Below are 15,141 nucleotides of genomic sequence, written 5' to 3' on the forward strand. Positions count from 1 at the left end.
GCTTTTAATAGTATTCCAGCACAAAATATTAGCCGTAAAATAGTAAAGATAATTAAAAAGGAAAGTGAAATGAAACCAGTCGTTTTAGCCGGTGGTAGCGGAAGCCGTTTATGGCCAAAATCTCGTGCGGCATTGCCTAAGCAGTTTTTACGCTTAACGTCGAATTTGACGATGTTGCAAGATACTGTTGCACGCTTAGAGGGGACTCAAGCAGAACAACCTATCGTCATTTGTAACGATTCTCATCGCTTTCTTGTCGCAGAGCAGTTACGCCAGCAAAACATAGAGCACGGTGGCATTTTATTAGAGCCTATGGGGCGCAACACCGCTCCTGCGATTGCGCTCGCTGCTTTACATGCCTCACTAAACGGTGAAGACCCAACCTTGTTGGTACTTGCTGCGGATCATTTAATCAATGATAACAAAGCGTTTCATAAAGCCATTGCCCAAGCCGAAGTGCTGGCAGAGCAGGGTAAGTTAGTCACATTCGGCATAGTGCCAGACAGCGCGCATACAGGTTACGGCTATATTCGTAGCGGTGCAAAAGTAGCGCAAGCTGAAGTGGGCTTTGATGTGGCTGAGTTTGTTGAGAAACCTGACTTGGCTACGGCGCAGCAATATGTAGACTCAGGGAACTATTTCTGGAACAGCGGTATGTTTTTATTCAAAGCGAGCCGTTATTTAGAAGAACTCGAAAAGTACGCCCCCGACATGTTGGATATCTGTAAACGTGCGATTGCGACAGAAGCCCCAGATTTAGAATTCGTGCGGGTTGATGCAGATATATTTGCTACATGCCCTGATGATTCTATCGATTACGCTGTAATGGAAAAGACTGATTCAGCCGCTGTTGTGCCATTAGATGCAGGTTGGAGCGATGTGGGCAGTTGGTCTTCCTTATGGGAAACAGCAAAAGAAAAAGATGAAAATCAAAACGTGATCATCGGTGATGCGATATTAGACGACGTTCACAACAGTTATATTAACGCTGAGCAGCGCCTTATTTCGGTGGTTGGCTTAGATGATGTCGTTGTGGTTGAGACCAAAGATGCGGTTTTGGTTGCCCACAAAGATAAAGTACAAAATATCAAAAATGTAGTGAACAAACTTAAAGCGGAAAAACGACCAGAGTTTGAATTTCACCGTGAAGTATTCCGTCCTTGGGGTAGCTACGACTCAATCGATAACGGTGAACGTTTTCAAGTGAAGCGTATTACGGTTAAACCGGGAGAAAAGCTTTCCGTGCAAATGCATCATCACAGAGCAGAGCACTGGATCGTAGTTGCAGGCACGGCCAAAGTCACCAACGGTGAAGAAACCTTACTGTTATGCGAAAACCAATCAACTTATATCCCGGTTGGCGTTATTCACGCATTAGAAAACCCAGGAAAAATTCCTTTAGAGCTTATTGAAGTGCAATCAGGTACTTACTTGGGCGAAGACGACATTGTGCGTTTTTCTGATCGCTATGGTCGCGTTGAGTCTAAATAAGAATAATGAGTGACAAGGATTTGATGAAATGAAGATTACCTGTTTTAAAGCCTACGACATTCGCGGCAAGCTGATTGAACAGTTGGACGAGCGCATTGCTTATCGTATAGGACGGGCGTTTGCTCAGCACTTTAGTGCGAAAACGGTAGTAGTGGGGGGGGACGTGCGTCTTACTTCCGAGCCATTGAAGCTCGCATTGTCTGCCGGCTTGATTGATGGCGGAGCCTCGGTCAGCGATTTAGGCATGACGGGCACCGAGGAAATTTATTTTGCCACCAAACATCTTGGTGTTGATGGCGGCGTAGAAGTGACAGCGAGTCACAACCCCATAGATTATAACGGAATGAAGCTTGTAAAAGAGGGCTCACGTCCAGTTAGCGGAGATACTGGGTTGTTCGCAGTACAAGCCTTAGCTGAAAGTTTCAGTGAAAGCGAAGTAGAGACTGGTCTTAAGCAATATTCAACAGCGTTTGTTACTGACGATGAATTCATTCAGGGAAAATGTAGTGTTGCGCCTGAAAAGTTACAAGCAAGTGGTCAATATAACGTCATCTCTATCATGGATGCTTATGTTGAACATATGCAAAGCTATGTAAACGTTAATAATTTCTCACCCCTTAAATTGGTGGTAAATGCGGGCAATGGGGCAGCAGGTAAAGCCTTGGATGCAATAGAATCTGCCTTTTTACAAAATGGTGTGCCCATCAAATTTATAAAAATTCATCACCAACCTGATGGACATTTTCCAAACGGTATACCTAATCCTTTGTTACCAGAGAGCCGCGCGGATACTGCAAATGCAGTTATCCAGAATAAGGCAAATATGGGAATAGCATGGGATGGTGACTTTGACCGTTGTTTTTTATTCGATGAAAAAGGTGAGTTCGTCGAAGGGTATTACATCGTTGGTTTGTTAGCGCAAGCCTTTTTAGAAAAAGACCCTGGGGCCAAAATTATTTATGATCCCCGGGTGTATTGGAATACCGAAGACATCGTGAAAAATGCAGGTGGTGTGCCGATTAAGAGTAAAACAGGCCACGCATTTATCAAAGAGCGTATGCGTGCAGACGATGCAGTATATGGCGGAGAGATGAGTGCTCATCACTATTTCCGTGATTTCGCTTACTGTGACTCAGGTATGATCCCTTGGTTATTGGTCGCTGAACTACTGTGTTTACAAAATAAACCTTTATCAGAAATGGTCGCCCAACGGATTGCTGCGTTCCCATCATCAGGTGAAATTAATTCTACGTTAGAAAATCCAGATGCATCTATCGCGAAAATTTTGCAGGCTTACGAAAGTAAAGCGACTGTAGTGGATTACACCGATGGCATTGGTTTAGAGTTTGATAAATGGCGTTTTAATCTGCGTAAGTCTAATACGGAACCCGTTGTAAGACTTAATGTGGAGTCACGAGGTGACATACCACTTATGCAAGCTAAAACAAAAGAGTTATTAGACATATTGAAATAGCATTAAAAATAATAGGCAGTGACGACGTTATTGCCTAAAGCCACATAAAAAAATAGCGCCAATTGGCGCTATTTTTTATTCAATTATCAACATTATTTGTCGATTTTGTTGTATTTACGTTGTGCTTCGCCAGTGTATAGTTGACGAGGACGGCCGATTTTCTGACCTGGCTGGCTTAACATTTCATGCCAGTGAGATACCCAACCTACCGTTCTTGCTAAAGCAAAAATACAGGTAAACATATTCGTTGGAATACCAATTGCCTTAAGAATAATGCCAGAGTAAAAATCTACGTTCGGGAACAATTTTTTCTCAGCGAAGTATGGGTCGCTAAGGGCAATACGCTCTAGCTCCATGGCAACATTCAACAACGGATCGTCAATGTTTAATTCAGCCAATACTTCGTGACAGCTTTCACGCATAACGGTTGCACGAGGGTCAAAGTTTTTGTAAACACGATGACCAAAGCCCATTAAGCGGAAAGGATCGTTCTTATCTTTCGCGCGGTCGATAAATTCAGGAATGCGATCCACTGAACCAATTTCTTGCAACATGTTCAAGCAAGCTTCGTTGGCACCACCGTGAGCAGGGCCCCATAATGATGCAACACCAGCGGCAATACATGCATAAGGATTAGCGCCAGATGAACCCGCTAAACGTACGGTAGACGTAGACGCGTTTTGCTCATGGTCTGCGTGCAATGTAAAGATTCTGTCTACTGCGCGAGCTACCACAGGGCTAATTTTGTAATCTTCAGCCGGTACAGAGAACATCATATTTAAGAAGTTTTCAGCGTATGACAAATCGTTACGTGGATAGACAAATGGTTGACCAATATTGTACTTGTAACACATGGCGACCAAAGTCGGCATTTTAGCGACTAAACGATACGCACTGCGTAGTCGTTGATCTGCGTCTGAAATGTCTAAATCATCGTGATAGAACGAAGCCATTGCGCCAACTGTACCGCACAACATCGCCATAGGGTGGGCATCACGGCGGAATCCACGGAAGAAGTTATTAACCTGATCGTGAACCAAGGTATGACGCGTGATGGTGTCTTTAAATTCGCGATACTCTTCAGTCGTTGGCGTCTTGTCATGTAACAACATGTAACATACTTCAATGTAGTCAGCGTCGCGTGCTAAATCTTCAATTGAGTAGCCGCGATGGAGCAAAATACCTTTCGCGCCGTCTATGTATGTGATTGACGACTCACATGAGCCTGTCGCCATAAAGCCCGGATCGAAAGTGAAATAACCGCTGGCTCCCAACGTACGTACATCGATTACATCATGCCCTGCAGTACCAGATAGAATCGGAAGTTCGACCTCTACATCACCTGCTTTCAAAGTGGCTTTATTGTCTGCCATGTATTGCTCTCCTCAGAAATGTTCTGTTTGCGATAAACCGCATTTTATGATGATTATCGGGAAAAATTGGCGCTATTTGTACTCAGGTTGACGCCATAAGTCAATTTAAAACCATTTTCGCTTAATAATTATTCACCCTTATTCTACCCTGAATATTCATTCTAATTATGCATATAATTTATGCTTGATTATAAACCGTTAATAACGAACAACAATTGTATTTATTGGCGTCGCTGGATATACTCGTGCCTGTCGTCTAGCTCTTGTTAACATGAATAATAAAAGCAACAACTTGTTTACAATGTGGTAACAATCTAGGCGGTAGGACACATGTATCTTTAAGCGATTGGTAAGGTGCAACACATTACCAAACAATGACTAGACAACCTACGGGTAAAACAGGCATCAAAACGTGAAAAAGCAGAGACCAGTTAATTTACAATTAAACACAATCAGTTTTCCCCCTGCAGCTATAACTTCTATCCTTCATCGCATTACCGGCGTCGCAATGTTTTTTGCGTTGTTGTTTGTGATCTGGGCTTGGGCGGAATCTGTATCTTCTCCAGACGGTTTTGCATTTGTGCAAGAGCAGATGTCGGGAGTTATCGGTAAAATAATCGCTATCGGTACCATTTCAGCGCTCACCTACCACATTCTTGGCGGTCTGCGCCATTTAGTGATGGACATGGGTTACTGGGAAGAACTTGAGTCAGGGAATATTAGTGCGAAAATCGTTATCGGTTTATGGATTGTTCTGACTGTCGTTGTAGGAGTTTTATTATGCTAACTAACCAAGCTAACTTTAAGCGTGACGGCGTTCAGGATTACGTTACTGTGCGTGCCACTGCCATCATCATGACTGCGTTTACTTTATACATGCTGTGGTTTTTCCTTAGCACCCCAACAGTGACCTATGAGATCTGGCACGAGTTGTTTTCTTCTTTAGGCATGAAAGTATTCACTTTTGCAGCGTTAGTGTCTGTGATGCTGCACATTAGAATTGGTTTTTGGCAAGTGCTAACCGATTACGTCAAATCAACAGCCCTTCGCGCTGTTGTGCAATTTTTTATTAACCTAGTGGCGTTTGTCTATGTTGCTGTAGGTTTATTTGTTTTGTGGGGTCTATAAATGAGTATTCCAGTTCACGAGTTCGATGCGGTAGTAATTGGTGCCGGTGGTGCAGGCATGCGCGCAGCATTGCAGATTTCTGAATCAGGAAAATCTTGCGCATTACTATCTAAAGTATTTCCAACACGTTCACACACAGTATCTGCCCAAGGTGGTATTACGGTAGCACTGGGTAACTCCCACGAAGATAACTGGGAATGGCACATGTACGACACCGTAAAAGGGTCAGACTATATTGGCGATCAAGATGCCATTGAATACATGTGTAAAACAGGCCCTGAAGCCATTATCGAAATGGAAAACATGGGTTTGCCTTTTTCCCGTTTCGAAAACGGTAAAATTTACCAACGTCCTTTCGGCGGTCAATCTCAGAACTTTGGTGGCGAACAGGGTGCACGCACTGCAGCCGCAGCTGACCGAACTGGCCATGCGCTTTTGCATTTGTTGTATCAACAAAACGTAAAAAACAAAACCAAAGTGTTCAGTGAATGGTATGCCCTTGATTTAGTTAAAAACCAAGATGGTGACGTTGTTGGATGTACCGCAATTGATATCGAAAGCGGTGAAGTGGTTTTCTTTAAATCAAAAGCGGTTGTGTTAGCAACCGGTGGAGCAGGGCGTATATTCGCTTCTACTACCAATGCCCACATTAACACGGGTGACGGTGTTGGTATGGCTATCCGCGCTGGTGTACCTATGCAAGACATGGAAATGTGGCAGTTCCATCCTACGGGTATCGCTGGTGCAGGAACACTGGTAACTGAAGGGTGTCGCGGTGAAGGCGGTTACCTACTTAACAAAGATGGCGAGCGCTTCATGGAGCGTTATGCGCCAAATGCAAAAGATTTGGCCGGTCGTGACGTTGTTGCCCGCTCGATGATGACTGAAATACGCGAAGGCCGTGGCTGTGAAGGCCCTTGGGGTACGCACCTCAAGTTAAAACTTGATCATCTAGGTAAAGACGTACTTGAGTCTCGTTTGCCTGGTATTCTTGAATTGTCACGTACGTTTGCCCACGTTGACCCTGTAAAAGAACCTATTCCAGTGATCCCTACCTGTCATTACATGATGGGGGGGATTCCAACCAACGTGAACGGTCAAGCGTTAAGCATTGATGCACAAGGCAACGAAAAGCCAATTCAAGGTTTATTCGCTTGTGGTGAAATTGCATGTGTATCTGTACACGGTGCAAACCGTCTTGGCGGTAACTCGTTACTTGATTTGGTGGTATTTGGTCGTGCGACTGGACTACACCTTGGTAAAGCTATCGACGAAATTGAAAGCCGCGAAGCGTCTTCAGATGACATCGACGCTGCACTCGTGCGCTTTAATCGCTGGGAAAACTCAGAATCTGGTAAAGGTGAAGACCCTGTACAGATTAAGAAAGACTTACAAAAATGCATGCAGCTTAACTTCTCGGTGTTCCGTGAAGGCGATGCAATGGCTGAAGGTCTTAAAGAGCTCGGCGAAATTCGTGAGCGTTTGAAATCAGCTCGTCTTGATGACAAGAGCAGCGATTTCAACACAGCGCGTATCGAGTGTCTTGAACTAGACAACTTGATGGAAACCGCATACAGCACAGCTGTAGCCGCTAATTTCCGTACAGAAAGCCGTGGCGCGCACAGTCGTTTCGATTTCCCTGACCGTGATGACGACAATTGGTTGTGTCACTCTGTTTACTTGCCTGAAGGTGACAAAATGTTAAAACGTGACGTAAACATGACACCTAAACTACGTGAAGCTTTCCCACCGAAAGCTAGAACTTACTAAGAGGAGTTAAGCATATGCAATTATCATTTTCTGTTTATCGCTATAACCCAGATGTAGACAATGCTCCTCGTATGCAAGACTACAAACTTGAGGTTGAAGAAGGTCAAGACATGATGGTGCTTGATGCACTTATCGCGTTGAAAGAACAAGATCCAACGTTGTCATTCCGTCGCTCATGCCGTGAAGGTGTTTGTGGCTCTGACGGTGTAAACATGAACGGTAAAAACGGTTTGGCGTGCATCACGCCTTTGTCTGCCCTTGGTAGCAAGAAAATAGTTGTTCGCCCTTTGCCTGGTTTACCTGTGGTACGTGACTTAGTCGTTGATATGACTCAGTTCTATACCCAGTACGAAAAAATCAAGCCGTTCTTGATTAACGACAACAATCAACCGCCAGCACGTGAGTTTTTACAATCACCTGAAGAGCGCGAGAAGTTAGATGGTTTGTACGAGTGTATCTTATGTGCTTGCTGTTCAACCTCTTGTCCTTCATTTTGGTGGAACCCTGACAAGTTCATCGGTCCTGCGGGCTTATTGCACGCTTACCGCTTCTTGGCTGATAGCCGTGATACCGCGACCGAACAACGCTTGGGCGATCTAGATGACGCATTTAGTGTGTTCCGTTGTCATGGGATTATGAACTGCGTTAGCGTTTGTCCGAAAGGGTTAAACCCGACCAAAGCAATCGGACACATCAAGTCCATGCTGTTACAGCGGGCTGTTTAGTTTTTAATTCTGTAAGTTATCTCTGCAGAATGATAATGTCTAAATAGCCATCCCAAATCGGGTGGCTATTTTTTTAGTTTACAAACTGTAAGTTAAGGTGAGCATCAGCAAACCTTTAAAAGGTCGTGTGCATCTGCACATTTAATTGTGAGTCTTAATAAAATTCAAGGGACAACAATGCAACAAAGCGTGATGAAAGCATGGTGGGATTCTTCTCACATGGCTGGTGGCAACGCTGCTTATGTAGAAGAACTATACGAAGCATATCTTGAAGACGCGAAAAGCGTATCTGACGAATGGCGTGCTATTTTCGACAAATTACCTAAGGTCGAAGGAGCTGAACTTGAGACTAAGCACAGTGAAATTCGTGACCAATTTCGAGCATTAGCTGCACTGGGTCCTGTTGCTCGAGCAGGGACTGTTTCTACTGGTACATCTCATGCCAGCGATGAGAAACAAGTTAAAGTTTTACAGCTTATTAATGCATACCGTTTTCGCGGTCACCAGCACGCAAATCTTGATCCATTAGAACTTTGGAAACAACCCAGAGTTCGCGACCTGGAATTGTCGCATCACTCGTTATCAGAAAAAGATTTCGACACTGTATATAATGTCGGCTCTTACGCCATAGGCCAAGACAGTATGAAATTAGGTGATTTGTTCAAGTCACTTAACCGTACTTATTGTGGTTCTATTGGTACTGAGTACATGCACATTACCGATACAGAACAAAAGCGCTGGTTACAAGATAGAATTGAATCTGTACAAGCTAAACCCGAAATTTCTCGAGATGAGAAGGTCGCCATTCTTAAAGGTCTAATTTCTGCTGATGGCATGGAGAAATACCTAGGGGCTAAATTCCCAGGGGCTAAACGTTTCTCTCTTGAAGGCGGTGATGCATTGGTGCCTATGCTCAAAGGCTTGATTAGTCATGCTGGCGAATGTGGCACGAAAGAAGTGGTTGTCGGTATGGCTCACCGAGGACGTATTAACGTTCTTGTTAACGTATTAGGCAAAAATCCGTCGGTTTTATTTGATGAATTCTCTGGTAAACACGACAACACTTTAGGTGCTGGCGATGTTAAATACCATGCTGGCTACTCGTCAGATTACGCTACCCCAGGCGGCAACGTGCATTTAGCACTTGCTTTCAACCCGTCTCACCTAGAAATTGTTAATCCAGTGGTTATCGGCTCGGTGCGCGCGCGCCTAGATCGCAGAAATTGTGAAGATGGCTCTGTGGTATTACCGATTACGATTCATGGTGATTCCGCTATTGCTGGTCAGGGTGTAGTGCAAGAAACATTTAACATGTCTCAAACACGTGGTTTCAAAGTGGGCGGTACGGTTCGCATCGTTATCAACAACCAAGTTGGTTTCACCACATCCAATACGGAAGATACGCGTTCAACTCAATACTGTACTGATATTGCTAAAATGGTACAGGCGCCTATCTTCCACGTAAATTCAGATGATCCTGAAGCCGTTATGTTTGTGACTAAGCTAGCCCTTGATTATCGTAATAAATTTAAACGAGACGTGGTAATTGATTTAGTCTGTTACCGCCGTCACGGACACAACGAAGCCGATGAGCCGAGTGCGACTCAGCCGTTGATGTACAAGAAGATTAAAAAGCATGCTGTTCCTCGTCAGCTTTATGCAGAGCAATTGCTAGCCGAAGGCTCTATTGAATCTCATGAAATAGACAAGCTAGTATCTGATTATCGCGCAGCACTTGATCACGGTGCTTGTGTGGTAGAAGAGTGGCGCCCAATGACTGAGCATTCAGTGGATTGGACTCCGTATCTTGGCCACGACTGGACTGCACCTTATGAGGGGCAAATCAGTGTAGAGAAGCTTAAAGATCTCGGCGATAAGTTATGTACTTATCCAGAAGACCACAAGTTACAATCTCGCGTAGCCAAGCTATATCAAGACCGTCGCGCTATGGTTGCTGGTGAAAAATTACTTGACTGGGGAATGGCCGAAAATCTAGCTTACGCCTCTATCGTTGACCGTGGCTCAAACATACGTATGACAGGTCAAGATTCTGGTCGTGGTACCTTCTTCCACCGTCATGCTGTATTGCATGGTCAAGGTGATGGCGAAGCGTATATGCCACTTGCGCATTTACACCCAGAACAGGGGACCATGGAAATATACGATTCTGTATTATCAGAAGCGGCTGTGCTGGCCTTTGAATTCGGGTATGCCACGGCAGAACCAGGTACACTGACCATTTGGGAAGCTCAATTTGGTGATTTCGCCAACGGTGCTCAGGTGGTTATTGACCAATTCCTAAGTTCAGGTGAAGCCAAATGGGGCCGACTATGTGGTCTTACTATGCTGCTTCCTCATGGTTACGAAGGTCAAGGCCCAGAGCATAGCTCGGCACGTTTAGAGCGTTTCTTACAAATGTGTGCTGACCATAACTGGCAGGTGTGCGTACCATCAACGCCAGCTCAGGTTTTCAACATGTTGCGTCGTCAGGCTATTCGCCCGATGCGTAAGCCACTCATTGTTATGTCACCTAAATCATTGTTACGTCATCCATTGGCCGTTTCTTCTCTTGAGGAGTTGTCGACTGGCGTATTCCAAAACGTGATTGATGAAATTGACGAAATGGATGCCTCGAAGGTGAAGCGCGTCGTTATGTGTTCAGGCAAAGTATATTATGACTTACTTGATCAGCGCCGTAAGAGTGAGCAGGATGATGTTGCTATTATTCGTATTGAGCAACTCTATCCGTTCCCGCACGCTGAAATTGAGCCTATCGTTAATAAGTTCAAACACGTTACTGATTGGGTTTGGTGTCAAGAAGAGCCACAAAACCAAGGTGCTTGGTATTGTAGTCAACACCACTTTTGGTCAGCTATTCCTAACGGCGCAAAATTAAGCTATGCCGGTCGTAACGCATCTGCGTCACCAGCGGTAGGGTATATTTCTGTTCACAACCAGCAACAAAAAGAGTTGGTTGATGATGCATTAACTATTAAATAAGGATCCAGTATGTCAATAGATATTAAAGTACCGGTATTGCCAGAATCTGTGGCCGATGCATCAATTGCCACTTGGCATGTGAAGGTAGGTGAACAGGTTACTCGCGATCAAAACTTGGTCGATATCGAAACCGATAAAGTGGTACTTGAAGTGGTTGCTCCTGCAGATGGCGTATTAAGCGACATCCTAGATGAAGAAGGTGCAACAGTACTAGGCGAGCAGATCATCGCAAAATTTGAAGAAGGGGCTGGCGCATCTCAAGCAAAAGAGCAAAGTGCACCAGCAGCAGAGAAAACATCCAGTAATAAAGGTGAGTCAGTGGAGATTAAAGTACCTGTTCTGCCCGAATCAGTGGCAGATGCAACCGTAGCAACATGGCATGTTCAACCAGGCGAATCGGTCTCTCGTGACCAAAACTTGGTAGATATTGAAACCGATAAAGTGGTTTTAGAAGTGGTTGCTCCAGCCGATGGCACCTTGAGTGACATTCTCGCTCAAGAAGGCGAAACGGTAATGGGTGAGCAAGTGATTGCTAATTTTGCTGCAGGCGCTGCGCCCGCTAAAGCTGAAGCCACTGCTGCCGCTAGTAGTGATACAGGCGGTTCAGACAATGACGCCTTAAGCCCTTCAGTACGCCGTCTATTAGCTGAAAAAGGCATTGATGCTGCGAGCATCAAAGGTACAGGTAAAGGCGGTCGTGTGACTAAAGAAGACGTTGAGAAATCATTGTCTGCGCCAGCTAAGAGTGCAGCACCAGCAAAAGCTGACGCACCGGCGACGCCTTCACTAGGCGGTGAGCGTTCTGAAAAACGTGTACCTATGACACGTCTTCGTAAGACAATCGCGAGTCGTTTGCTTGAAGCGAAAAACTCTACGGCTATGTTGACAACGTTCAACGAAGTTAATATGAAGCCTATCATGGAATTACGTAAGCAATATCAAGAGTCGTTCGAGAAACGTCACGGTATTCGTTTAGGTTTCATGTCTTTCTACGTCAAAGCAGTAACAGAAGCGCTTAAACGCTTCCCGGAAGTGAATGCGTCTCTTGACGGTGATGATATTTGTTACCATAACTACTTCGATGTATCGATTGCAGTGTCTACTCCTCGCGGTTTGGTTACACCTGTATTGCGCGATTGCGATACACTGGGTATGGCTGGTATCGAAGGTGGCATCAAAGCACTTGCACTTAAAGGGCGTGACGGTAAATTGTCAATGGCTGATATGCAAGGTGGTAACTTCACTATCACTAACGGTGGTGTGTTTGGATCATTGCTTTCAACCCCTATTATTAACCCACCACAGAGCGCTATCTTGGGAATGCATAAAATCCAAGATCGTCCTATGGCGGTGAATGGCAAAGTAGAAATTTTGCCTATGATGTATTTAGCACTTTCTTATGATCATAGAATCATCGACGGTAAAGAGTCTGTTGGTTTCTTAGTTACGATCAAGGAAATGTTAGAAGATCCAACGCGTCTGCTACTGGATGTTTAATAGGATCTAAGCGAGTAAATCATTGATTTACTCGTTTCTTGCCGTTGTTGTTTCTATAATATCGGCTAACAAAATCAAGCTGCCAAGCGCGGCTTTTTTCTTAAACAAAACGGATAGAAAACCATGAATTTGCATGAATATCAGGGTAAACAATTATTCGCTGAATACGGTTTACCTGTATCTGAAGGATATGCTGCGGAAACTCCGCAGGCGGCAGTTGAAGCTGCAGATCGTATTGGCGGTACTGAATGGGTTGTGAAATGTCAGGTTCACGCTGGTGGTCGCGGTAAAGCAGGTGGCGTTAAGCTTGTTAAAAACAAAGATGAAATCAAGGCATTTGCTCAAAAATGGCTTGGTCAAAATTTGGTGACTTATCAGACAGATGAAGCTGGGCAACCAGTAAGCAAAATCTTGGTTGAAAGCTGTACAGATATTGCTCAAGAATTGTACCTAGGTGCAGTTGTTGACCGTGCTTCTCGTCGCGTAGTTTTCATGGCATCTACCGAAGGTGGTGTTGAAATTGAGACCGTTGCTGAAGAAACACCTGAAAAAATTCTTAAGGCTGAGATCGATCCTCTAGTAGGCGCTCAACCTTACCAAGCTCGCGAAATCGCGTTTAAACTTGGTCTTAAAGGCGTTCAAATCAAACAGTTTACTCAAATCTTCATGGGTTTGGCTAAATTGTTCGAAGAAAAAGACATTGCACTAATCGAAGTAAACCCGCTTGTTATTAAAGACGACGGTAACCTTCATTGTCTTGACGCGAAAGTAGCGATGGACAGCAACGCTGCATATCGTCAGCCTAAGCTTCAAGAAATGCACGATCCTTCACAGGAAGATGCACGTGAAGCACAAGCGGCTAAGTGGGAACTTAACTACGTAGCACTTGATGGCAACATCGGTTGTATGGTTAATGGTGCAGGCCTAGCAATGGGCACTATGGACATCGTTAACTTGCACGGTGGCTCACCAGCTAACTTCCTAGATGTTGGCGGCGGTGCAACCAAAGAGCGTGTTGCTGAAGCATTCAAAATCATTCTTTCTGATTCAAATGTTGCAGCCGTTTTGGTTAACATTTTCGGTGGTATCGTGCGTTGTGACATGATCGCTGAAGGTATTATCGGTGCAGTTAAAGAAGTGGGTGTAACCATTCCTGTTGTTGTACGTTTAGAAGGTACAAACGCAGAGCTTGGCCGTGATGTATTGGCTAACTCAGGTTTAGATATCATCGCCGCTTCTAGCTTAACGGATGCTGCGAAACAAGTTGTTAAAGCTGCCGGAGGTGCTGCATGAGCGTACTAATCGACAAAAACACCAAGGTAATCTGTCAAGGTTTCACTGGTGGACAAGGTACTTTCCACTCAGAACAAGCTATCGAATACGGTACGCAAATGGTCGGTGGTGTTACGCCTGGTAAAGGCGGCACAACTCATCTTGGTTTGCCTGTTTTCAATACGGTACGTGAAGCGGTTCAAGAAACAGGCGCTACTGCGACTGTTATCTATGTACCAGCGCCTTTCTGTAAAGACTCTATCGTTGAAGCTGCAGATGCAGGTATCGAATTGATCGTTTGTATCACTGAAGGTATCCCTACGCTAGATATGCTTTACGTTAAAGAATACGTAAATCGTAAAGGCGTGCGTATGATCGGTCCTAACTGCCCAGGTGTTATCACCCCAGGTGAATGTAAGATTGGCATCATGCCTGGTCACATTCACAAGCCAGGTAAAGTCGGTATCGTTTCTCGCTCTGGTACGTTGACGTATGAAGCTGTTAAGCAAACAACAGATGAAGGTTTCGGCCAGTCTACGTGTGTTGGTATCGGTGGCGACCCTATCCCAGGCTCTAACTTCATTGACATCCTACAGATGTTCCAAGACGATCCTAAGACTGAAGCAATCGTAATGATTGGTGAAATCGGCGGAACGGCTGAAGAAGAAGCAGCTGCATTCATCAAAGCTAACATCTCTAAACCTGTTGTTTCTTACATTGCTGGTGTAACTGCTCCTGCTGGTAAGCGCATGGGTCATGCTGGTGCGATTATCTCTGGTGGTAAAGGTACTGCTGACGACAAATTTAAAGCACTTGAAGATGCAGGCGTTAAGACTGTTCGCTCACTTGCTGACATTGGTCAAGGTCTTCGCGAAATTACCGGTTGGTAAGCTTGCTTAGTATTATTAAAAACCCGCTTTTGTAGCGGGTTTTTTTATGACTAAAACGGCATGAATCTAGCACTTATACCAACCCCATTAAATAATTGGCCTCTCAGAATTCATCCAGCGGGTTTTGAACAAGGCGTCGGTGTGCAGTCATGGTTGTTCCCTTTCAAATACCGAGAACGTAGTGCAAAACGCGCTGGGGAATTCCCTACGGGCGAATTTTAAAAGGACCTACTCTGTGTTGCTCGAACTCGAAAGAGAACCACTATTACTTCATTCAAGCGCCTTGATTAAGTCCTTTAAATTTTCGCTGAGTGGTTAATTATTTAAAGGAATTGGTATTAAATATCTATTATTCGTGTGGCTTAAACTCGCTAGAATAGGATACTCAACAGCAGACTTACGCCAAGAATAATGTGTAAAAAGGAATTATCAATCGAGTGATGAACAAAACCATCAGACCGTTTCTTCTGCTAATGACTTCACTTTATGCTAACCCAGCACTTTATGTAGCCATCAGCAGT

At 44.5% G+C, this 15,141-nt stretch carries 11 protein-coding genes; 10 read left to right on the forward strand and 1 reads right to left on the reverse strand.

Features of this window, described 5'->3' with window-relative positions; translation table 11 throughout:
- The first annotated feature begins 69 nt into the window (after positions 1–69).
- Positions 70–1,491, forward strand: coding sequence for a mannose-1-phosphate guanylyltransferase/mannose-6-phosphate isomerase (locus AC0VYA_RS08940; protein WP_475490766.1), 1,422 nt, complete (start codon positions 70–72; stop codon positions 1,489–1,491).
- A 28-nt stretch (positions 1,492–1,519) separates the two neighbouring features.
- On the forward strand, positions 1,520–2,965 hold the full coding sequence (locus tag AC0VYA_RS08945) for a phosphohexomutase domain-containing protein (RefSeq protein ID WP_475490767.1): 1,446 nt from the start codon (positions 1,520–1,522) through the stop codon (positions 2,963–2,965).
- Positions 2,966–3,057: 92 nt separating this feature from the next.
- Here the strand turns inward: AC0VYA_RS08945 and gltA are convergent, their stop codons facing one another.
- Entirely contained in the window at positions 3,058–4,338 is a 1,281-nt protein-coding gene (gene gltA, locus AC0VYA_RS08950) for a citrate synthase (RefSeq protein ID WP_473480080.1), read from the reverse strand.
- A 412-nt stretch (positions 4,339–4,750) separates the two neighbouring features.
- Between gltA and sdhC the strand changes: the two genes are divergently transcribed.
- The 8 genes from sdhC (at position 4,751) to sucD (ending at position 14,620) form a co-directional block, all read left to right on the forward strand.
- Positions 4,751–5,125 (forward strand): succinate dehydrogenase, cytochrome b556 subunit, encoded by a 375-nt coding sequence (gene sdhC / locus AC0VYA_RS08955; protein WP_033187562.1) that lies wholly within the window; start codon positions 4,751–4,753, stop codon positions 5,123–5,125.
- Positions 5,119–5,466: a succinate dehydrogenase, hydrophobic membrane anchor protein gene (gene sdhD, locus AC0VYA_RS08960; protein WP_011574617.1), complete on the forward strand. Its 348-nt coding sequence runs from the start codon at positions 5,119–5,121 to the stop codon at positions 5,464–5,466. The genes sdhC and sdhD overlap by 7 nt, the downstream gene beginning before the upstream one ends.
- Positions 5,467–7,236 carry a succinate dehydrogenase flavoprotein subunit gene (gene sdhA, locus AC0VYA_RS08965; protein WP_011574618.1) on the forward strand — a complete coding sequence of 590 codons (1,770 nt, stop codon included), beginning with the start codon at positions 5,467–5,469 and terminating at the stop codon, positions 7,234–7,236.
- Positions 7,237–7,250: 14 nt separating this feature from the next.
- Positions 7,251–7,961, forward strand: coding sequence for a succinate dehydrogenase iron-sulfur subunit (locus AC0VYA_RS08970; RefSeq protein ID WP_006993808.1), 711 nt, complete (start codon positions 7,251–7,253; stop codon positions 7,959–7,961).
- Between the two features lie 177 nt (positions 7,962–8,138).
- Positions 8,139–10,961: a 2-oxoglutarate dehydrogenase E1 component gene (sucA, locus tag AC0VYA_RS08975; protein ID WP_011574619.1), complete on the forward strand. Its 2,823-nt coding sequence runs from the start codon at positions 8,139–8,141 to the stop codon at positions 10,959–10,961.
- Positions 10,962–10,970: 9 nt separating this feature from the next.
- Positions 10,971–12,458 carry a 2-oxoglutarate dehydrogenase complex dihydrolipoyllysine-residue succinyltransferase gene (gene odhB, locus AC0VYA_RS08980; RefSeq protein ID WP_011574620.1) on the forward strand — a complete coding sequence of 496 codons (1,488 nt, stop codon included), beginning with the start codon at positions 10,971–10,973 and terminating at the stop codon, positions 12,456–12,458.
- Between the two features lie 123 nt (positions 12,459–12,581).
- The gene (gene sucC / locus AC0VYA_RS08985) at positions 12,582–13,751 is read left to right on the forward strand and encodes an ADP-forming succinate--CoA ligase subunit beta (RefSeq protein WP_011574621.1); all 1,170 of its coding nucleotides are present in this window, start codon (positions 12,582–12,584) and stop codon (positions 13,749–13,751) included.
- Positions 13,748–14,620, forward strand: a complete 873-nt coding sequence (sucD, locus tag AC0VYA_RS08990) for a succinate--CoA ligase subunit alpha (RefSeq protein WP_475490768.1) — start codon at positions 13,748–13,750, stop codon at positions 14,618–14,620. The genes sucC and sucD overlap by 4 nt, the downstream gene beginning before the upstream one ends.
- Positions 14,621–15,141 lie beyond the last annotated feature (521 nt).

It is taken from the genome of Paraglaciecola sp. QJM3NY_14 (genome assembly GCF_056173245.1).